Genomic DNA, 19,971 nt, shown 5'->3' on the forward strand with positions numbered 1-19,971 from the left:
ACCGAAGTGGTTCATCGTTCGACTTGCATGTGTTAAGCACGCCGCCAGCGTTCGTCCTGAGCCAGGATCAAACTCTCCGTGAATGCTTACCGGTAATCCGGTGACACATCACGAGAGCGGAACATCGGGAGGAATAGTCCCGACGTTCACAGCGTCCTCGCTGTGTTTTCTTCAAAGGAACCTCGACCATCCGTAACCGGATGGACGGGGTATCAACATATCTGGCGTTGACTTTTGGCACGCTGTTGAGTTCTCAAGGAACGGACGCTTCCTTTGTACTCACCCTCGCGGGCTTTCCTCCGGGCGCTTCCCTTCGGTCTTGCGTTTCCGACTCTATCAGATCTTTCCGATCCGATTTCCTCGGTGCTTTCCGGGGTTCCGCTTCCGCGTTTCCCTTTCCGGCGGTTCCGACTCTATCAGATCCTTTCGGGCCTGATTCCCGGTCAGAGCGGGTTGTCTTCGCGGCCGTTGGGCCGTTCCGACGTCTCAAACCTTAGCGGACTCTCTCCGTGTTCCTCAAATCGAGGGTCGGAATTGAATTCGGGCACGCCGAAATCGTTCCCACTGGGAGGTTGTACTGGGGTTTTGAGTGCCGCTGATGCGGCGGAAGGTGCTGCCGAAGAACCGTTACGGCCCCGTAGCAACCCGAAGAACCTTACGGATCGGGGAGGCGGCTGTCAACAACCCCCGCCCAAGATTTTTCAGTCCAGGTCGCTGAGGCGTCCACCGGCGTCCGGCTGGGCGTGTTCCACCCGGCGCAGGAGGCGGGTGAGGACCTCGCCCAGCGTCGCCCGCTCGTCCGGGTCGAGGTCCTGGAGGAGGTCCTCCTCGAAGACGGTGGCCAGGCGCATCGCCTCGAGCCACTTCTCCCGGCCGGCGGAGGTCAGCTCCACGATCACGCGGACCCGGTTGGTCTCGTCCCGCTCCCGGTCGACCAGCCCCTCGGTGACCATGCGGTCGATCCGGTGGGTCATGGCGGCCGGGGTCAGACCGAGGCGCTTGGCGAGGTCACCGGGACCCATGCGGTAGGGGGCACCGGAGAGGACGAGGGCCTTGAGGACCTCCCAGTCGGCGTTGGTGATGCCGAGCTCGGCGGTCTGGCGGCCGTAGGCGACGTTCATGCGGCGGTTCAGGCGGGACAGCGCGTTGACGATCTTCTCGACCTGGGGGTCGAGGTCCTGGAACTCGCGCTGGTACGCGGCGATCTGCTCTTCGAGAGTCGGCTCGCCGAGGTCGCCGGAGGTGTCGCCCATGGCCGCAGTATGGCACGCCCCTCCTTTGCCCTGAAGTCCTTCACTGTGTAGTCTTTAGCATCGAACTTTAGCTTCTAAGTATTCACTCCTAACTACTTGCTTGAGAGAGGTGAACGTGACCAGGGCGAGGGGCGCGGCAATGCGCCGGATCCACGTGGGCAACGCACTCAGCGCGTTCGGGCTGGGCTTCACGGTCCCGTACCTGTACGTCTATGTGGCGCAGGTGCGCGGGCTGGGAGCCATGACGGCGGGTCTCGTACTCGCCGTCTTCGCCGTGGCCGCGCTGATCGTGCTGCCGTTCGCCGGACGGGCGATCGTCCGGCGCGGCCCGCTGCCGGTGCTGCTCGTCACCCTGGTCACGGCCGCGGTCGGGGCGCTGAGCCTGGGTCTGTCGAGTGGTGCGGCGACCGTGCTGCTGTCGGCGGCGGTGCTGGGCGCCGGGCAGGCGGTGATGCAGCCGGCGCTGGCGACGATGATCGTGGACTGCTCGACCGCGGAGAACCGGTCACGGGCCTTCGCCACGCAGTTCTTCCTGCAGAACCTCGGGCTCGGTGTCGGCGGTCTCATCGGCGGTCACCTCGTGGATCCCACGGAAGCGAGCTCCTTCGTCCTCCTCTTCGCGATCGAGGCGGCGATGTTCCTGCTGCTGGTCGTGGTGATGGCGACGGTGCGGATGCCGCACGCGCCGCGTGTCGAGGGCGCTCCGGCGCAGTCGGCCAAGGCCGGCTGGAAGCAGTTGCTGGGCAACCGGGCCATGGTGCAGCTGTGTGTGCTGGGCTTCGTGCTGTTCTTCGCCTGCTACGGACAGTTCGAGTCGGGGCTGAGCGCGTACGGCGTCGAGGCCGCCGGGATCTCCACCTCCGCGCTGGGGACGGCCCTGGCCGCGAACACCCTGGTGATCGTGGTGGCGCAGTTCGCGGTGCTGCGGTTCGTCGAGCGGCGCAAGCGCTCGCGCGTGATCGCGTCCGTGGGGCTGATCTGGGCCGTGGCGTGGGCCGTGGCCGGGTACGCGGGGCTGGGGAACGGGAGCCAGGCGATGGCGACCGCCGCGTTCGTCTCGACGTACGCGCTGTTCGGGCTCGGTGAGGCGATGCTGTCGCCGACGCTGGCGCCGCTGGTCGCCGATCTCGCGCCGGCCGGGATGGCGGGGCAGTACAACTCGGCGTTCGCCCTGGTGAAGCAGCTCGCGCTGGCCGTGGGGCCGGCGGTGGGCGGGCCGCTGGGCGCCTCGCTGCACGCGCCGTACGTCGTGGTCTTCCTGTTGTTCTCGCTGGGGATCACGGTGCTGGCGGTGCGGCTCGGGCGGCAGCTCACGGACGTGCAGGACCAGCCGTCGGTGGCGCGGAGCCGTGTGGTGGCGCAGGGCGGCGCGGCAGCGGGACAGGCTCCGGCGCACGCCTGATCCACGCGCCCCGGCCTCACCCTCGTACGCCCGGCTCCTCTACGAGCCGGGCGTCTTCGGTTTCGGCAGGAGGAACTCGCACCAGACCGCCTTGCCGCCGCCCGGGGTGCGTCTGCTGCCCCAGCCGGAGGAGATCGTCGCGACGATGGCGATGCCCCGGCCGGACTCGTCGCCGGGTTCCGCGCGGCGGCGCCTCGGCAGGTGGTCGTCGCCGTCGGTGACCTCGATGATCAGGCGGCGGTCGGTGCGGCGCAGCCGCAGCCGCATGGGCGGGGCGCCGTGCTGGAGGGAGTTGGCGACCAGTTCACTGGCGGCCAGGACGCCCAGGTCGTGCAGCTCGGCGGGGAAGCGCCAGCTGGTCAGCACGCCGGAGGCGAAGGCACGTGCGCGGGGGGCCGCCTCGACACCACCGAGGAGCTCCAGCGCGGCGTTGCGGAAGAGCTCGCCTTCCGCGCCCTTGCGGGCGGGGTGCTGGAGGACCAGCACGGCGACGTCGTCGTCGTGGTCCGGGGTGACGCCGGCCGAGCGGACCAGGCGGTCGCAGACGACCTGGGGGCTGCCGGTGGCTCCGGCGAGGGCACGCTCCAGGGCGGCGATGCCCTCGTCCAGGTCCTCGTTCCTCCGCTCGACCAGGCCGTCCGTGTAGAGGACGGCGGTGGAGCCGGGGCCGAGGGGCACGGAGCCGGACGCGTGCATCCAGCCGCCGGTGCCGAGCGGGGGACCGGTCGGTTCGTCGGCGCGCCGGACGGTGCCGTTCTCGTCGCGGACCAGGATGGGCAGGTGACCGGCGGAGGCGTACACCAGACGGCCCTCGTTGGGGTCGTGGACGGCGTAGGCGCAGGTGGCGATCTGGTTGGCGTCGATCTCCATGGCGAGGCCGTCGAGGAGCTGGAGCACCTCGTGCGGCGGGAGGTCGATTCGCGCGTAGGCCCGTACGGCCGTACGGAGCTGGCCCATGACCGCCGCCGCGCGCACCCCTCGTCCCATGACGTCGCCGATGACGAGGGCGGTGCGGCCGCCGCCCAGGGTGATCACGTCGTACCAGTCGCCGCCGACGGCGGCCTCGGTGCCGCCGGGGTGGTAGGTGGCGGCGACGCGCAGGTCGTCGGGCTCCTCCAGTTCCTGGGGGAGGAGGGAGCGCTGGAGGGTGACGGCGGTCTCGCGCTGGCGGCGTTCGCTGGCGCGCAGGCGTTCGGCGGCCTCGGCGTGGTCGGTGACGTCGGTGGCGAAGACCAGCACGCCACGGCCCTCGGCCTCGGTGACGGGGGTGCAGGTGAAGGTGTAGGAGCGGCCGTCGGGGGCCTTGCGGGACTTCACCGTGCGGGGCTTGCCGCTGCGCAGGACCTGGTCGAGGAGGGGCAGCAGGCCGAGTGCCTCCAGCTCGGGGAGGGCCCCGCGCGCGGGGGCGCCGATCGGGCGGGCGCCGAAGGCCGCCGTGTAGGCGTCGTTGACGTAGGCGATGCGGTGGTCGGGGCCGTGGACCAGGGCGACGAGGGAGGGGACGTGGTCCAGGACCTCGCGTGCCTTGAGCTCGTCGACGGCGGGTACGGGCCGTACGTCGTCGGTGAGCTGTTCGGCGCGGGCCCCGGGCACGGAGCCCTCTCCCCGCCGGTCCGGGGAGACCGCCTGCTCGTTCCGCGCTGCGGCGCGGCGCTGCGTTCCGGGGAGCCGGGCGCTCCAGCGCGTGAAGTTCACGAATCCTTGCCTCGTGTAGTTGTCGGCGGCCGGGAACCGGAACCGGCCGGGGCCCCGGGGGCCGCACCGGGGTGGGCGGGGCCCGCCCGCGGTGGTGGACCAGTCTGGCAGGGTGCCGACCGGACCGGCATCCGTCAGACGCCGGGCCGGCCGGTGGAGTTCCTGGGTCCGGTCAGGACGACCCCTTCGGGTTGTTCGGGGGGTCCTGAGAAGGCTTTCCACCGGCCGCCAGTTCGAACTCCGCCCGGGGGTGTTCGAGTGAACCGAGCGAGACGACCTCCCGTTTGAAGAGCCCGGCGAGCGTCCACTCGGCGGCGACCCGCGCCTTGCGGTTGAAGGTCGGGACCCGGCTGAGGTGGTAGGTCCGGTGCATGAACCAGGCGGGGTAGCCCTTGAGCTTGCGCCCGTACACCTGGGCGACGCCCTTGTGCAGTCCGAGGGAGGCGACGGAACCGGCGTACTTGTGGGCGTACGTCTCCAGTGGTTCGCCCCGCAGGGAGTGGACGACGTTGTCCCCGAGGACCCGCGCCTGGCGGAGCGCGTGCTGTGCGTTGGGGGCGCATTCGCGCCCCGGCTCCCGCGCGGTGACGTCGGGGACGGCGGCGGCGTCCCCCGCGGCCCACGCGTGCGCGGCCCCGTCCACGGCCAGCTCGGCGGTGCACTTCAGCCGGCCCCGGCCGTTCAGCGGCAGATCGGTGGCGGCGAGGACGGGGTGCGGTTTGACTCCGGCGGTCCACACGACCGTACGCGTGGGGAAGCGCGCCCCATCGCTGAGCACGGCGATCCGGTCGGCGCAGGACTCCAAACGGGTCTCGAGACGTACGTCGATGTTGCGCCGGCGCAGTTCGGTGACGGTGTACCGGCCCATCTCCTCCCCGACCTCGGGCAGGATCCGCCCGGACGCCTCGACGAGGATCCACTTCATGTCCTCGGGCCGGAGGTTGTGGTAGTACCGCGCGGCGTAGCGGGCCATGTCCTCCAGCTCGCCGAGCGCCTCGACACCCGCGTAGCCGCCCCCGACGAAGACGAAGGTCAGGGCGGCGTCCCGGAGGGCGGGGTCGCGGGTGGAGGAGGCGATGTCCATCTGTTCGAGGACGTGGTTGCGCAGGCCGATGGCCTCTTCGACGGTCTTGAAGCCGATGGCGTGGTCGGCGAGGCCGGGGATCGGGAGGGTGCGCGACACGGAGCCGGGCGCGAGCACCAGTTCGTCGTACGTGATCCGCCGTCCTCCCGTGCCCTCCTCGCCGGTGGCGAGCGTGCTGACGGTGGCGGTGCGTGCGGCGTGGTCGATGCCGGTGGCCTCGCCGATGACGACGTGGCACCGGTCGAGGACACGACGCAGCGGTACGACGACGTGGCGAGGGGAAATGGCACCGGCGGCCGCTTCGGGGAGGAAGGGCTGGTACGTCATGTACGGGTCCGGGGTGACGACCGTGATCACGGCCTCGTCCCGCCCGAGTTCCCGTTTCAGTCTCCGCTGGAGGCGCAGGGCCGTGTACATCCCGACGTAGCCGCCGCCGACAACGAGAATGCGCGCACGTTCCTTCACCATCCCATGACGCACCCGTCGCTTGCGTTTGTCCACAGCCCCGACGAATTGTGTGACCGGAAGGCCCGCACACCCCTGGTTGGCCGATTCGCTGCCCTCACCGAAATCCTCACAGGTCAGCAGCGGTGAACCTGCCCCCGCCCAGGGGTGCATTCAGGACGTACACGCCCCGTACTCCGATCGGGGGGCGCTCCGTGCGGAACCTGCCCCTTCTGAATTGACCCCCTCTCAACTATGTTCGTCTGTCGACGGGGTGTAGGGGGATGCGCTCATCGGGCTCGCGACGGGCGGGACCGGCAAGCCGGACCTGTTCCACACGCCCCGGCCATCAATGGCGGGGAGAAGTCTCCGGGGGGAGACGTCATTACCGGGGGAATACACATGCATGTTCAGGACTCTCATTGGTCTTCCGCTCTCGCGGCCGGCGCGACGGTGAACGCGCCCACGGGCGGCGGACGTCCGGACGGAGCGCGCACGACACCGCTGCGCGTGGACGCCCAGCGCAATCTGGAGCACGTGCTGCGTGCCGCGCGGGAGGTCTTCGGCGAGCTGGGTTACGGCGCGCCGATGGAGGACGTGGCGCGCCGGGCACGGGTCGGCGTGGGCACGGTGTACCGGCGCTTCCCGAGCAAGGACGTGCTGGTGCGGCGGATCGCCGAGGAGGAGACCTCCCGGCTGACCGACCAGGCGCGGGCGGCGCTCGGTCAGGAGGACGAGCCGTGGTCGGCGCTGTCCCGTTTCCTGCGCACGTCGGTCGCGTCCGGCGCGGGGCGGTTGCTGCCGCCGCAGGTGCTGCGGGTGGGCGTGGCGGAGGAGCACGGTCTGCCGGACCAGGCGCGGTTGCCGCAGCAGCGGACGCAGGCGGCGGGTGAGCTGCGGCTGGTGCCGGAGGCGTCGGTGGCCGCGGCGGAGAAGGACGACGCGGGGGCGGCGCAGTTGCTGGACGTCGTGGGGCAGTTGGTGGACCGGGCGCGGGCCTCGGGTGAGCTCCGGCCGGATGTGTCGGTGTCGGACGTCCTGCTGGTGATCGCGACGGCGGCGCCGTCCCTGCCGGACGCGGCGCAGCAGGCTGCGGCGTCGGCGCGGTTGCTGGACATCCTGCTGGAGGGGTTGCGTTCACGCCCGGCGTAGGGGTGGTGGTAGGGCTGCGGCCCCGGCGCGCGTGTACGGGGTGCTCCGTGCTTGGTGTGGGCCGGGGGGCGCGGTCCCGGTGCGCGTTACGGGTGTCCCGGCGTGGGGGTGGGCCGGGGGGGTGTTCGCGCGGCCCGGCGCTTGCGGGGTGCCTCCCCCACTCTCGGCTTCTCCCCCACTCTCGACTCCGCTCGAGCGGGGGGACCCCCATGAGCGGGAGGTACCCCCACCGCCCACCCGTGCCGCCCTGGGGGTACCTCCCAGGCCCTTAAGGCACTGGGGGAGGCACGACTGCCCGCGGGAAGGGCGGCATGCGGCGCGACTGCCCGCGGGAACGGCGGCATGCGGCGCGACTGCCCGCGGGAGCGGCAGGGGACGGCGCGGCTGCCCGCGGCTGACGTGGCAGGCGGCTGCCCGCGGGAGCAGCGGGACGGCTGCCCGCGGTTGACGCGGGGAGCGGCGGCGGTAGCGGTCGGCAGGCGCGTACGGCGGGAAGGGGGCGGGGCGGGGGTGGCCGCCCCGCAGTGGCCGGCGCGTCCGCGCCCCCGACCTCACCGAGAAACGTGATCCGCGCCGGTCCGAGGACGGACACCCCCGACACGGCCCCGACCCACCCACCGGCCGTGGGCGCTGCGCCCGCCCCCACCGGACCGAACGATGCGCCGCAGGCATCCCACCCACCGGCCCGAAAGCCGCACCGCAGGCGTAAGACCTCCACCGAACCGAACAGCCGCACCGCAGGTGAGGGTCAGCGGGTGCCGGCCGCGCCGGCGCCGAGTGCGCCGCGCTGGGGGGCGATGCCGCCCGGGACCGCGCGCTGACGGGCCGGGGTGCCCGTCCAGCAGGTTCCCCTGCGGGCCAGCAGACGGCGCAGCCACACCTCCAGGGCGACCAGATCCGCCAGGCCGTCCAGCGGCAGCGGCTCACCCTCCGCCGCGCCCCGCAGTGCCTTGCGCACCACCCGCGCCTCGACCAGCCCCGCCTCCGCCAGCAGCGGTGTGTCGAACAGCGCCACCAGCGAGTCCGCCGCCACCCGCAGCCCCGTACGCGCCGCGGCCGCCGAGCCGGCGGCCCCCGGCGCCCCCCACCCCGCCGGCAGCTCCCGCACCCCCGCCCCCTCCAGCACCGACCGCAGGATCGACGCCCGCGCCCCCGGCTGCACCCGCAGCGCCTCCGGCAGCGCCCGGCACGCCCGCACGACCTGGTTGTCGAGGAACGGCGCGTGCAGCCGCTGGGAGCGGATCTCGGCCGCCTGCTCCAGCACCCGCAGGTCCGCCGCGTACCGGGCCAGCGCCGCCCGCGCCCGGAAATCACCGGGCCGCTGCCCCGGCCCCACCTCGGACCGCCGCGTCGACGCCTGCAGACGAACCGATACTTCGGCCAACGCCTCACCCGTCAGCCAGCGCGCCGCCGGCCCGGGTCTCCCCCAGGTCAGCGCGGCCAGCGAGGCGTCCGCCGCACCCCCGGGCCCGCCGTCGTCGTCCAGCCGCCGCCGCAGCAGCCGCTCCGCGAGCGACTCCAGCCCCACCCGGTACGGCGTGCGCGCCAGCCGACGCGCGGCCGCGTACACGCGCGCGGGAACCATCACGGACCCGTCCGCCTTGGCCAGTGCGGCGACCGGCCGCACCAGATGCCGTCGCTTGCGGTCCATCAGCAGGTCGGCCAGTCGCGCCGGATGCGCGTCCAGCACCTGCCTCGCCCCGTACCCGGTGAAGTGGTCCGCGCTGCCCGCCGCCAGCCGCGCCCGGTGCCGGGCGGCCGACACCAGCGAGGGTCCGGGCTCGTCCGTCAGCGGCCCGTCCAGATCGACGTACGGAAGTGCCGGCTCCGCGCCGGTCACCACCACGTGGTGCAACCGCGGATTGGCGGCCAGCGCCCCCGCCCGCTCCAGCTCGGCGTCGTCCCGCCCGCCGCCGGAACCGCCCGCGAGGTCGTTGAAGGTGACGGCCAGCAGCCGCTCCCCCGCCCCCGTCCCGTGTCCCAGTACGGTCCCCGGCCTCCCGGGCAGCCCTGCGGCCAGCAGCGCCAGCGCCCCGGACGCCGGCCCGCCGGACAGGTCGGCCCCGATCCCCGGCACGGGCGTGCCCCGGGCCGCCCGCCGCTCGGCGGGCCCCATCCCGGGCACGGGCCCGGGGTCGATGCCGGCGCCGGGAACGTGCCGGGGCGCGGACAGCCGTGTCCGTACGGCCTCGACCAGCGCGTCCCGTACGGCGTCCACCGCGTGGCCGGGGTCGGCCGGCGGCGCGGCGACGGCGAGCGAGGCGACGGGTTCGTACCCGGCGATCTCGCGCGCCCCGGCGCGCAGGATCAGCGCATGCCCCGGCGGAACGCGCTTCACGCCGTCGTACGGGGTGGAGTCGTGGAGCGCGGCCGGCACGTCGGGGGCGGCGAGCAGCGCGGCGAGGTGTCCGAAGTCGAGGTTGGCCTCGATGAGGTCGGCGAGCGGCAGCGCGGCGGTCGCGTACGCCGTACCGCCCGCCCACGGGGTGTGGAAGACCGGCCGGGCCCCGGCGAGGTCGCCGCACACCGTGACCCGGCGCCCCACCTTCACCACCGCCGTGTAGCTCCCCGGCCAGGCGGTCAGGTGCCGCAGCGCGCCGCCCCGCGCGGCGAACAGCGCAACGCGCAGTTGTTCGTCGGAGGCCCCGCACGTGCCGAGGACGGCGATCCGGGTCTGCTCGTCGGCCTTGACCACCCGTACCTCGTCGGGGCGCCAGTCGCCGACCGCCCAGAGCGGGTCGGGGTCACCCCACAGCAGCTGGGATCCCACGGGGTGCACGGTCTCGCCGTCCACTCCGGTGGCGCCGGCGGAGCCGGTGGGGCCGAAACCCACGGCTCCCGCGGCGGTGCTGCTCCACCCCACCAACCACCGCATCGCCGCCTCCACGAGCTGTGGACAACCAGTGCACCGTACGAACCGGTTCCCCATGCTGCCATGAAGGAGGCGCACAGGAGGGGTGCCGGAGCCGTATGCGCTCCGTCGAACGCGCCCCGGCGGAGACACTCGCCCCGCCTCGAACAGGCGCCCGCCCCGGAGGAGTCACCGCATCGGCGCCGCGCGGCCGACGCCGCCACCACGACGTGAATGCGCCCCCGCAACGCGCCCCCTCACCCCCGACGCGCCGTCAACTACCAGGATAGAAGTGGTGATGCACCCGAAAGGGCGAGGTTGATTTTCGGCCAAATCGAAGCGGTGAGATCCGTCTCGAACACGCTCCGTACAGGCTCTGCGCACCGCTGGACGGTCGCGCGGCCCGGGAGGCGGAGCACGCCCCCCGGACCGTTCCACCGCCCGCGGGGATGAAGGCGGCGGTGTCCCCCAGCCCACTGGATCCAGTACAGCGGGCCGACCCACGCACCACCCATGGAACCGCTCCCGCGATGGCCGGAGAAGAGCGCACGCACAGGCGCACGGCCACACACCGGGAGCGCGCCGCAACTGCGCGTATCGGACCCGCACTTCAGTACGGACCACAATCCCGCCATCCGGAAGAATGCCCCTTAACGCTTGGGATGCGGCGAACTACGCTGGGTTTACGAATGCCGCGTGGTTATGCCAGCGCGGCAGCCGTCTGTGTCGAGGGGTGGCTCATGTCCAGGGAGCAACGCGGGCCGAACGAAAAGCTCGGCGCCGTCCTCGCCCTCGCGGGAATCTCCAACGCAGGCCTCGCGCGACGCGTCAACGACCTCGGCGCCCAGCGGGGACTGACGCTTCGCTACGACAAGACGTCGGTGGCGCGCTGGGTGTCGAAGGGCATGGTGCCGCAGGGTGCGGCTCCGCACCTGATCGCCGCCGCCATCGGTCAGAAGCTGGGCCGGCCCGTGCCGCTCCACGAGATCGGCCTGGCGGACGCGGACCCCGCGCCCGAGGTGGGCCTGGCCTTCCCCCGTGACGTCGGACAGGCGGTGCGCTCCGCCACGGAGCTGTACCGGCTGGACCTCGCCGGCCGCAGAGCCGGCTCCGGCGGCATCTGGCAGTCGCTCGCCGGATCGTTCGCGGTGAGCGCGTACGCGACGCCCGCCTCGCGCTGGCTGATAACCCCGGCCGACAGCTCGGTGGCACGTGAGGCGAACCCCGCCGACGGCTCCGGCGCACCGGCCAAAGTCGGCCACAGCGATGTGCGCAAACTGCGGGAGGCCGCCGAGGACGCCCGGCGCTGGGACTCCAAGTACGGCGGAGGGGACTGGCGTTCGTCGATGGTCCCCGAATGCCTGCGGGTCGAGGCGGCCCCGCTGCTGCTCGGCTCCTACTCCGACGACGTCGGCCGCTCCCTCTTCGGCGCGGCGGCCGAACTCACCCGCCTGGCGGGCTGGATGGCCTTCGACACCGGCCAGCAGGAGGCCGCCCAGCGCTACTACATCCAGGCCCTGCGCCTGGCCCGCGCGGCGGCCGACGTCCCCCTGGGCGGCTACGTGCTCGCCTCGATGTCCCTGCAGGCGACCTACCGCGGCTTCGGCGACGAGGGCGTCGACCTCGCCCAGGCCGCGCTGGAGCGCAACCGGGGCCTGGCCACCGCCCGCACCCTGAGCTTCTTCCGCCTCGTCGAGGCACGCGCGCACGCCCGCGCGGGGGACGCCCAGGCGGCCGGGGCCGCGCTGAAGTCCGCGGAGAGCTGGCTGGAGCGCTCCCGCCCCGGCGACAGCGACCCGAGCTGGCTCGGCTTCTACTCCTACGACCGTTTCGCCGCCGACGCCGCCGAGTGCTACCGCGACCTGAAGGCGCCCCGCCAGGTCCGCCGCTTCACCGAACAGGCGCTGTCCAGCCCGACGGAGGAGTTCGTGCGCTCGCACGGACTGCGGCTCGTCGTCTCGGCGGTCGCCGAACTGGAGTCGGGCAACCTGGACGCGGCCTGCGAGCAGGGCGTCCGCGCGGTGGAGGTCGCGGGCCGCATCTCGTCCGCCCGCACCACCGAGTACGTCAAGGACCTCCTGCACCGTCTGGAGCCCTACGGCGACGAACCCCGCGTGGCCGAACTGCGCGAACGCGCCCGCCCACTGCTGATGACGACGGCCTGACCCCGCCCGCACCACGGCCTGCCCCACCCCGCACCACGCCCCGCGGTCCGGCCCGAATCGCATTCCGGGGCGCCTCCCGGGTTTGAAGGCGTTGTCAGTGGCGCAGTGCACTATCGGACGCGGGAGGTGGTGCGGGTGACGACCGGGCGGTCGTACGACTGCGACGTGCTGGTGATCGGCGGCGGGATCGTCGGCCTGTCGACGGCGTACGCGCTCACGCGCGCGGCGCCGGGCACACGGGTCACGGTCCTGGAGAAGGAGCCCGGCCCCGCCCGGCACCAGACGGGCCGCAACAGCGGCGTCATCCACAGCGGCGTCTACTACCGCCCCGGCTCGCTGAAGGCCCGGTACGCGGTGTCGGGCGCCGCGGAGATGGTCGAGTTCTGCGCGAAGCACGACATCCCGCACGCCGTGACGGGCAAGCTGATCGTCGCCACGGCCCGCGAGGAGCTGCCCCGGCTGCACGCCCTGGTTCAGCGCGGCCGGGAGAACGGCATAGCGGTCCGCGAGCTGTGCGGCGCGCAGATCGCGGAGTACGAGCCGGAGGTCGACGGGCTGGCCGCCATCCACGTCGGCACCACCGGCGTCTGCGACTTCACCGCGGTCACCCGCGAGCTCGCCCGAGGCGCGCGGGAGGCGGGTGCGGAGATCCGTTACGGAGCCCGGGTGATACGCGTCGACCGCCGCCCCGACCGGGGAGTCGCCGTCCTGACGGACGGCGACGACGTCGTACGCGGCCGGGTGCTGGTGAACTGCGCGGGCCTGCACTGCGACGAGATCGCCCGCCGCACCGGCGACGAGCCCGGCGCCCGCATCGTGCCGTTCCGCGGCGAGTACTACGAGCTGGCCCGGCCGGAGCTGGTGCGCGGCCTGGTCTACCCGGTGCCCGACCCGGCGTTCCCCTTCCTCGGCGTCCACCTCACCCGGGGCGTCGACGGCGGCGTCCACGTCGGTCCCAACGCGGTACCGGCGCTGGCCCGCGAGGGCTACGACTGGCGCACGGTGCGTCCGCGCGAGCTGGGGGCGACCCTGTCCTGGCCGGGCTCCTGGCACCTGGCCCGCCGTCACTGGCGGTACGGCACCGGCGAGCTGCACCGCTCGCTGTCCAAGGAGGCCTTCACCCGCGCCGTGCGCCGCCTCCTGCCCGCCGTGCGGGAGGACGACCTGGTGCCGGCGGCGGCCGGGGTGCGGGCCCAGGCGGTGCTGCGGGACGGCACCCTGGCCGACGACTTCCTGATCCAGGAGACCGCCCGCGCGGTCCACGTGCTGAACGCCCCCTCACCGGCGGCGACGGCGTCCCTGCCGATCGGCCGCGAGGTCGCGCGGCGGGCCCTGACGGCACTGGAGGAGGCGGGACGCTGAGGGCACGGCGGCCGTTTCCCGGACCCCCGTAAAATCGACAGCACTGTGTCTGACTCCGTGAACGTTTCCGAAGCCCCGCACCCGGCGCACGCCCCCGGTGCACCGATCCGCCCTGCCCGGGCCAAGGGGGAGCCCCGGTTCCCGGACGGGCCGAAGGCCGATCCCGCCGGATCGCACTTCGAGCGGCGGATCCGGAGCTTCCAGCCGCGGCGCAGCCGGGTGACCGCCGGGCAGGCGGACGCCCTGCGGCGGCTGTGGCCCGCCTGGGGCTTCGACATCGACGGCGGCCGGCGGCTCGACCTCGCGGAGTTCTTCGGCAACGACCGCCCCGTCGTCCTGGAGATCGGCTTCGGCATGGGCGAGGCGACCGCGCGGATGGCCGCCGCCGACCCGGCCACCAACATCCTCGCCGTGGACGTCCACACCCCCGGCCAGGGCAATCTGCTCAACCTCGCCGACCGGTCGGGGCTGACCAACGTACGCGTCGGCAACGGTGACGCGATCATCCTGCTGCGCGAGATGCTCGCCCCCGGCTCCCTCGGCGGGCTGCGCGTCTACTTCCCCGACCCCTGGCCGAAGAAGCGGCACCACAAGCGGCGGCTGATCCAGCCGGAGTTCCTCGACCTCGCCGCGAGCCGCCTCGCGCCGGGCGCGGTGCTGCACTGCGCCACCGACTGGGAGCCGTACGCGGAGCAGATGCTCGAGGTGCTCACCGCGCACCCCGGCTTCGAGAACACGCGGCCGGACGGCGGTTTCGCGCCGCGTCCGGCCTTCCGGCCGCTCACCCGTTTCGAGGCACAGGGACTGGAGAAGGGTCATGTCGTGAACGACGTGCTCTTCCGCCGCGTACCACAGGACGAGCAGGCGGCGGACCGAGCCTGACACAGCCCCGCCTCGTGAGGGTCGAACCCGTGGCCATCAGTCCCCCGTACCCGACACCTCCCGGCGCCGCCCCCGGCAAAGCGACGCGGCACGCGCACTGGTGGCAGCGGCCCTGGGTGCGGTACGGCGCGCTGATCACGCTGCTCGCGCTGTCCGGGCTGGTCATCCTGGCGCTGGTGCGCGAGCAGACCGGGACGCGGGGGTTCCTGGTCGGGATCGGCCTCGCCGTGCTGCCCGTGCCGCTGCTCGTCGCCGCCTTCCGGTGGCTGGACCGGGTCGAGCCGGGACCCTGGCGGAACCTGCTGTTCTCCTTCGCCTGGGGTGCCTGCGCGGCGGCGCTGATGGCGATCGTCGCGAACAGCTTCGCCACCCGGTGGATAGCGACGGCGACCGCGGACCCGACCGGCGCCGACACCCTGGGCTCGACCGTCATAGCGCCCGTGGTGGAGGAGTCCGCGAAGGCCGCGGCCGTCCTGCTGGTGTTCCTGTTCCGCAGACGCGACTTCACCGGGATCCTCGACGGCGTGGTGATAGCCGGGGTCACCGCCACCGGCTTCGCGTTCACCGAGAACATCCTCTACCTCGGCACCGCCTTCGGAACCGACCGGCTCACCGGCGACAGCGGCATCGCCTCGGTCACCGCGGCGACCTTCTTCGTCCGCATCGTGATGTCGCCGTTCGCGCACCCCCTGTTCACCGTGCTCACCGGGATCGGCTTCGGCTTCGCCGCGCTGTCCGCGGACCGGCAGCGGGTCCGGCGCGTGCTGCTGCCGCTCGGCGGGCTGCTCCTCGCGATGGGCGTGCACGCCCTGTGGAACGGTTCCTCGACGCTCGGCCAGTACGGATTCCTCGCGGTGTACGCGGCGTTCATGGTGCCGGTGTTCGGGCTGCTGACCTGGCTGGTGGTGTGGACGCGGCAGCGGGAGCTGCGGACCGTGCGGGAGGAGCTGCCCGCGTACGTGGCCGCCGGGTGGCTCGACGCGGCGGAGCCGTTCGCGCTGGGCTCGATGCGGGCGCGGCGCGTCGCCCTGCGGTACGCGCGCCGCTGCGGCGGGAGGGCGGCGGCGCGGTCGGTCGCCGCGTACGAGGCGTACGCGACGTCGCTGGCGTTCCTGCGGCACCGGGGGCGGCTCGGGCGGGCGGGGCCGGACTTCGTCACCCGGGAACGCGAGCTGTTGCTGGAGCTGTGGCACCGGCGGGCGGTGGCCCGGCCGGCCCTGGAGCACGCGGCCCGCGCGACCGCGCCCCGGGTTCCGGTCGTCGCGGCACCGTGGGCGGGGTACGGCGGGTACGGCTGGTACGGCGGTTACGGGCATCCACCGCAGGGGCGGCCGCCGTACGGGTACCCGTACGGCACGTACGACCCGAACGCCCACCGGCCCTGACGCCGGGGGGATGCGTCGTCGGGGCTGCCGGGGTTCAGGAGGTGAGGGTCCGCTCGCTCAGACGGTGAGGCCCTTGCTCTGCAGCCAGGCCAGCGGGTCGATGCCCGAGGCGGAGCCGTCGGGGTGGACCTCCATGTGGAGGTGGGCGCCGGTGACGTTGCCGGTGGCGCCGACGCGGCCGATCACGTCGCCGGTGTTGACCTTCTGGCCGACGCTGACGTTGATGGAGGACTGGTGGGCGTACCAGATCTCAGTGCCGTCGTCGAGCGTGAGCACGGTCTTGTAGCCGTAGGAGCCGTCGTAGCCGGCGGAGGTGATCGTGCCGGTGTGGACGGCCTTGAGCAGCGTGCCCGTGGGGGCGGCGAAGTCGAGGCCGGTGTGGTGGCCGGAGGACCAGTAGGCGCCGGCCTGACCGAAGGTCGAGGAGATGGTGTACGAGGAGGTCGGCAGCGCGTACTGCTTGGCCAGCTTGGCGAGGCGCTCGGCCTCGGCCTTCTTCTCGGCCTCTTCCTCCGCCTTCTTCTTGGCGGCCTCGGCCTTGGCCTCGGCTTCCTTCTCCGCCTTGGCGGCGGCCTCGGCGGCCGCCTTCTCGGCGGCGGCGACGGCCTCCGCCTCGGCCTTGCTCTCGGCCTGGGCCTGCTGCTGCTCGACCTGCGCCATGATCCGGGTGCGCAGCGCCTCACCGGCGTCGGCGGCACCCTGCTCGGTGTCGGCGGCGGTCATGCCGAGGGTGCTGAGGGGGGTGGCCGATCCCTCGGGGGTTTCCTCGTCGGAGATGAGGGAACCCACGCTGGGGAGGTCGGGCATGGAGATCGAGACCGGCGGCTTGCCGGTCTGGGCGCTGGCCATGCCGCCGGCGCCGACGGCCGCGATGACCCCGACGCCCAGGACGGTGGAGCTGCGGGCGAGTCCCCCGCCGCGCTGCTTGGAGACGCGGTGCCGACCGCGTACGGGGCGAACGGACTCCGCGGTGGGGTTCCACTCCTCGAAGGGGCCCTCGTCGGCGCGGCCGGCGCCGTAGGCGAAGGTGTCGCTCGGCTTGAACGGGGCCTCGGGGGCAGGCGGGTTGGACGCCACGTGGGCGCGCTCCTTTCCTTCCGTCTTCGCCTACCGGGTTAGCTGACGGGTTCGGAGCGGGAAGGTCTCCTACGCGCGTATACGAGCCGTGTCTCCACGGCGGTATTCACGCGATTCACCCCATGGTGGTGGTTCCCCGGTTCCCTCGCGGGATTCGGCGCGTGCGCACGGAGCCGACTTCTGTGACGGCTGGGACGACCGCGCTGCGTTATCGAACGTTAATAGACGCAAGGGCCTGATTCCAAGCCGTTCCTCTTGATCGTTAACGATTTCCGGGTGGACTTAAGTGTCATCGGAGCCCAAAAACGGGCGAGTTGACCGCGCTTCAGACCGTCTCGCGCGGCGGACGGTTTCTGACCGTACGTCAGTTGTTATGCGCTGCGGGACGAGACGCTCACGCTGAGTGAGAGCGGGGAGCGGGGGAAGGACGGAAAACACCGAGGGCCGGAATCCTTGGATTCCGGCCCTCGGCCTTCAGTAGCGGGGACAGGATTTGAACCTGCGACCTCTGGGTTATGAGCCCAGCGAGCTACCGAGCTGCTCCACCCCGCGTCGGTGAAACCAGTGTACGCCATCCGCGGGACCCGGCGCACACCGGTTACCGACGGCCCGGTCTCAGCGGCCGAGCAGATGCCCGTTCGGCGCCTTGGCGCGGTCCTCGTGCTCCGGCAGGACGACGACGGTGGCGCCCCCGGCCGCCAGCACGCCGCTGCCGTCGGCGCCCGCCACGAACGTGTCCGGCTCGCGCCAGGCCGTGACCACCCGCCGCACCCCCGCGTCCAGGACCAGCCGGGCACAGGGCGCGGGCCGGGACGCGCGGCGGGCGCAGGGCTCCAGGCTGGAGTAGACGGTGGCGCCGGCGAGCCGGGGGTCCGCGGGGTCGACCTTGGCGAGCGCGGCCTCCTCCGCGTGCACCACCGGGTCGGTGCCCTCCCGCGAGTGGCCGCGTGCCAGCTCCGTACCGTCGGCGGCCACCACGACCGCGCCCACGCTGAACGCCGTCCGCGAGGGCGGGCACGCGGCGGCCAGCTCGCAGGCGAGGGCCAGCCAGTGGTGGTCGGCGGCGGAGGGCAGCGGGCCGGTGCCGGGGGCGGTGGGCTCGTAGCGCGTCAGGACGACGTCGCCGACCGGGCGGGTCTCGACCAGCCGCAGCCGGCCGCCCTGGTAGGAGCCGGGGCCGAAGAGGCGGGGTGCCTTCGGATCGCCGACGAACAGCGGGGCGAGGACCAGCTGGAGTTCGTCGGCCAGCCCTTCGATGAGGAGCTGGGTGTGGACCGTGCCGCCGCCCTCGACCATGAGCCGCCGCACCCCGTGCTCGGCGTGCAGGTGCTCGAGGAGCCGCCGCCAGTCGAGCTCGGCGCCGAGCGGGACGACGTCGGCGGCGAGACCGAGGGCACGGGCGCGCTCGGCGCCCCGGTCGGTCGTGTAGAGGACCTTCTCGCCGCCGGTGTGCCAGAACCGGGCCGCCGGGTCCAGGTCGCCCGAGCCGCTGACGGTGACCTTGAGCGGGTACTCGGCCCGGCCGGCGGCGAGGCGGGCGGCGCGCCGCTCGGGCGAGTTGACCAGCAGCCGGGGGTTGTCGGCGCGGATCGTGCCGGCGCCGACCAGGATGGCGTCCACGGACGCCCGTACCTCGTCGACCCGGTCGAAGTCGGCCGGGGACGACAGCAGCAGCCGTTCGGGGCCGGTGTCGTCCAGGTGGCCGTCGAGGGAGACGGCGGCGGACAGCAGGACGTACGGGTGCGGCATCGGCGTACTCCCGGGTGGAGCGGGTGCGGGAGGTCCAGTCTGCCGGTCAGGACCCGATCGGCCCCACACGAATGGCGTACCGGGTGAGTTCCGGGCGGTCCCTCGGGCCGGGTCCGGCCGGCGGATCGGCGCGGCGCCGGCCGGGGCCGCGCCGGGTACGGCGGCGTTCAGCGGGACGGTCCGCCGGAGCGGGGGCACCTCGTACCGCCTCCTCGCCGTGGGCTTCCGTGCGGGGAGCCGACGGCCCGCGGACCGGGGGCGCGGCGCGGGCCGTCCTGTCCAGCGTGTGCGTCGGGCGGGCGTGTGCGCCATCGGTGACAATCCCCATTTTCCCCCGGGACCACGGCCGGCGGGGCGGCCCGCGTACGCGGTGGCCCCCGGGCCGGATGGGGCCCGCGACGGATGGCCGCGGGTGGTGGCGGCGGGTGACGCTGGAGTCTGCCGTACCGGACGGGTGACGACGTCGCCGCAAGGGCAAACTCCCTTGTACCGGGCCGAGTTCGCGACAGGACGACGGTTCACCCTCGTACGCCCCGGCGTCGCGGAGCGATGGCCGCCGGTGGTGTCACCGGACGGCCGCCCCCTGGGAAGGAGGAGCCGTGTCCCAGTCCGACGACGAGCGTCTGGTCGACCTCGCGGCCCGTCTCGAGCACGAGGACCCCCGTTTCGTCCGCTCGCTCTCCGAAGGCCGTCCGGCCCGACCCCGCGAGTACCGGCGCACGGGCGCCTGGTGCGCGCTGGCCGTCGGGGTGACCATGCTCGCCGCGGGCATCGTCGTGCCCGACGGCCTCCTCATCGCGGCGGGCCTGGTCCTCACCGGGGTCGCCGTACAGCTCATCGACCCGAACCGGGTCGGCCACCCCGGGAAATGACGCGGCGCCCGAGCCGGCCGAAGCCGGTCCGAGCGCCGCGCGGCGGGTCGGAGGGGTCCCTCCGTCGCCCGCACCGTAGGCCCTGTGGGACTCGAACCCACAACCAATGGATTAAAAGTCCACTGCTCTGCCAATTGAGCTAAGGGCCCCTGGCGATGTTGTCTCCCCGAGCATAGCCGGACATGGCCGGGACTCCGATCGGGTATCGCCGAGGCGGGTCCGGACGTGTCCCGCGCGGAACGCGGGAGGGCCCGCACGACGGGTGTCGTGCGGGCCCTCCCGGCCGAATGAGGCCGTGTCAGCCGTTGCGCTTCCAGCGCGGCTTGTCCTCGCGGCGGAAGGAGCCGCCGCGGTGGTCGTCACGACGGCCGTACGGGCGGTCGTGGGAGCCGGAGTGGAAACCGGGGCGGTCGCCCTGGCGGTCGCGGTTGAACGGACGGTCGCTGCCGCGGTGGCCGGCGCGGTCGTCACGGCGGAAGCCGCCACGCTCGCCGCCGCGGTCACCGCGGTCGCGGTTGAAACCGCCACGGTCGTCACGGCGCTCGAAGGAACGCCCACCACGGTCGTCACGGCGCTCGTCGCGGCGGAAGCCACCACG

At 73.2% G+C, this 19,971-nt stretch carries 13 protein-coding genes, 2 tRNA genes, 1 rRNA gene, 1 pseudogene and 1 riboswitch; of the genes and pseudogenes, 7 read left to right on the forward strand and 10 right to left on the reverse strand.

Going from position 1 to position 19,971, the window contains the following annotated elements; all coding sequences use genetic code 11:
• Together ACH5AO_RS22460 and ACH5AO_RS22465 are read right to left on the reverse strand one after the other, a co-directional pair.
• Positions 1-83, reverse strand: a 16S ribosomal RNA gene (locus ACH5AO_RS22460); the annotation flags it as partial.
• A 618-nt stretch (positions 84-701) separates the two neighbouring features.
• Positions 702-1,253: a MarR family winged helix-turn-helix transcriptional regulator gene (locus ACH5AO_RS22465; RefSeq protein ID WP_398927320.1), complete on the reverse strand. Its 552-nt coding sequence runs from the start codon at positions 1,251-1,253 to the stop codon at positions 702-704.
• 139 nt (positions 1,254-1,392) lie between these two features.
• Between ACH5AO_RS22465 and ACH5AO_RS22470 the strand changes: the two genes are divergently transcribed.
• The gene (locus ACH5AO_RS22470) at positions 1,393-2,655 is read left to right on the forward strand and encodes an MFS transporter (RefSeq protein ID WP_398927322.1); all 1,263 of its coding nucleotides are present in this window, start codon (positions 1,393-1,395) and stop codon (positions 2,653-2,655) included.
• 39 nt (positions 2,656-2,694) lie between these two features.
• Here the strand turns inward: ACH5AO_RS22470 and ACH5AO_RS22475 are convergent, their stop codons facing one another.
• Together ACH5AO_RS22475 and ACH5AO_RS22480 are read right to left on the reverse strand one after the other, a co-directional pair.
• A complete protein-coding gene (locus tag ACH5AO_RS22475; protein WP_398927324.1) occupies positions 2,695-4,350 on the reverse strand; it encodes a SpoIIE family protein phosphatase in 1,656 nt (551 codons plus the stop codon).
• A 172-nt stretch (positions 4,351-4,522) separates the two neighbouring features.
• Positions 4,523-5,902, reverse strand: a complete 1,380-nt coding sequence (locus tag ACH5AO_RS22480) for an NAD(P)/FAD-dependent oxidoreductase (RefSeq protein ID WP_398927326.1) — start codon at positions 5,900-5,902, stop codon at positions 4,523-4,525.
• A gap of 378 nt (positions 5,903-6,280) precedes the next feature.
• On the opposite strand from ACH5AO_RS22480, the gene ACH5AO_RS22485 reads away from it, so the two are divergent.
• Positions 6,281-7,030 carry a TetR/AcrR family transcriptional regulator gene (locus tag ACH5AO_RS22485; protein WP_398927328.1) on the forward strand — a complete coding sequence of 250 codons (750 nt, stop codon included), beginning with the start codon at positions 6,281-6,283 and terminating at the stop codon, positions 7,028-7,030.
• A gap of 748 nt (positions 7,031-7,778) precedes the next feature.
• Here ACH5AO_RS22485 and ACH5AO_RS22490 read toward each other — a convergent pair.
• Positions 7,779-9,905 carry an asparagine synthase-related protein gene (locus tag ACH5AO_RS22490; protein ID WP_398927330.1) on the reverse strand — a complete coding sequence of 709 codons (2,127 nt, stop codon included), beginning with the start codon at positions 9,903-9,905 and terminating at the stop codon, positions 7,779-7,781.
• A 716-nt stretch (positions 9,906-10,621) separates the two neighbouring features.
• Between ACH5AO_RS22490 and ACH5AO_RS22495 the strand changes: the two genes are divergently transcribed.
• The 4 genes from ACH5AO_RS22495 (at position 10,622) to ACH5AO_RS22510 (ending at position 15,675) form a co-directional block, all read left to right on the forward strand.
• A complete protein-coding gene (locus ACH5AO_RS22495; protein WP_398927332.1) occupies positions 10,622-12,046 on the forward strand; it encodes an MFS transporter in 1,425 nt (474 codons plus the stop codon).
• A gap of 105 nt (positions 12,047-12,151) precedes the next feature.
• Positions 12,152-13,408 (forward strand): L-2-hydroxyglutarate oxidase, encoded by a 1,257-nt coding sequence (gene lhgO, locus ACH5AO_RS22500; RefSeq protein WP_398927334.1) that lies wholly within the window; start codon positions 12,152-12,154, stop codon positions 13,406-13,408.
• Between the two features lie 45 nt (positions 13,409-13,453).
• Positions 13,454-14,290, forward strand: coding sequence for a tRNA (guanosine(46)-N7)-methyltransferase TrmB (gene trmB / locus ACH5AO_RS22505; protein WP_398927336.1), 837 nt, complete (start codon positions 13,454-13,456; stop codon positions 14,288-14,290).
• A 29-nt stretch (positions 14,291-14,319) separates the two neighbouring features.
• Complete coding sequence (locus ACH5AO_RS22510; RefSeq protein WP_398927338.1) at positions 14,320-15,675, forward strand: PrsW family intramembrane metalloprotease; 1,356 nt, start codon at positions 14,320-14,322, stop codon at positions 15,673-15,675.
• 57 nt (positions 15,676-15,732) lie between these two features.
• Here ACH5AO_RS22510 and ACH5AO_RS22515 read toward each other — a convergent pair whose 3' ends face one another.
• The 3 genes from ACH5AO_RS22515 to ACH5AO_RS22525 form a co-directional block, all read right to left on the reverse strand.
• Entirely contained in the window at positions 15,733-16,752 is a 1,020-nt protein-coding gene (locus ACH5AO_RS22515) for a M23 family metallopeptidase (RefSeq protein WP_398927340.1), read from the reverse strand.
• Positions 16,753-16,764: 12 nt separating this feature from the next.
• Positions 16,765-16,922, reverse strand: a riboswitch (cyclic di-AMP (ydaO/yuaA leader).
• 308 nt (positions 16,923-17,230) lie between these two features.
• Positions 17,231-17,304 (reverse strand) — tRNA-Met (locus ACH5AO_RS22520).
• 63 nt (positions 17,305-17,367) lie between these two features.
• Positions 17,368-18,501 carry a dihydrofolate reductase family protein gene (locus ACH5AO_RS22525; RefSeq protein WP_398927342.1) on the reverse strand — a complete coding sequence of 378 codons (1,134 nt, stop codon included), beginning with the start codon at positions 18,499-18,501 and terminating at the stop codon, positions 17,368-17,370.
• A gap of 599 nt (positions 18,502-19,100) precedes the next feature.
• Here ACH5AO_RS22525 and ACH5AO_RS22530 point away from each other — a divergent pair.
• Positions 19,101-19,373, forward strand: coding sequence for a DUF3040 domain-containing protein (locus ACH5AO_RS22530; RefSeq protein ID WP_398927344.1), 273 nt, complete (start codon positions 19,101-19,103; stop codon positions 19,371-19,373).
• Between the two features lie 76 nt (positions 19,374-19,449).
• Here ACH5AO_RS22530 and ACH5AO_RS22535 read toward each other — a convergent pair.
• Positions 19,450-19,522 (reverse strand) — tRNA-Lys (locus ACH5AO_RS22535).
• A gap of 149 nt (positions 19,523-19,671) precedes the next feature.
• Positions 19,672-19,971: pseudogene (locus ACH5AO_RS22540) on the reverse strand (RNA helicase); the annotation flags it as partial.

This window comes from Streptomyces sp. NPDC018964 (genome assembly GCF_044390325.1).
Classification (GTDB): domain Bacteria; phylum Actinomycetota; class Actinomycetes; order Streptomycetales; family Streptomycetaceae; genus Streptomyces.

What these genes read in the sequence shown, in the direction of transcription:
- ACH5AO_RS22465 (WP_398927320.1), bottom strand. Translation starts at nt 1,253, where the DNA reads ATGGGCGACACCTCCGGCGACCTCGGCGAGCCGACTCTCGAAGAGCAG.
- ACH5AO_RS22470 (WP_398927322.1), top strand. Translation starts at nt 1,393, where the DNA reads ATGCGCCGGATCCACGTGGGCAACGCACTCAGCGCGTTCGGGCTGGGC.
- ACH5AO_RS22480 (WP_398927326.1), bottom strand. Translation starts at nt 5,902, where the DNA reads ATGGTGAAGGAACGTGCGCGCATTCTCGTTGTCGGCGGCGGCTACGTC.
- ACH5AO_RS22485 (WP_398927328.1), top strand. Translation starts at nt 6,281, where the DNA reads ATGCATGTTCAGGACTCTCATTGGTCTTCCGCTCTCGCGGCCGGCGCG.
- ACH5AO_RS22490 (WP_398927330.1), bottom strand. Translation starts at nt 9,905, where the DNA reads ATGCGGTGGTTGGTGGGGTGGAGCAGCACCGCCGCGGGAGCCGTGGGT.
- ACH5AO_RS22495 (WP_398927332.1), top strand. Translation starts at nt 10,622, where the DNA reads ATGTCCAGGGAGCAACGCGGGCCGAACGAAAAGCTCGGCGCCGTCCTC.
- ACH5AO_RS22525 (WP_398927342.1), bottom strand. Translation starts at nt 18,501, where the DNA reads ATGCCGCACCCGTACGTCCTGCTGTCCGCCGCCGTCTCCCTCGACGGC.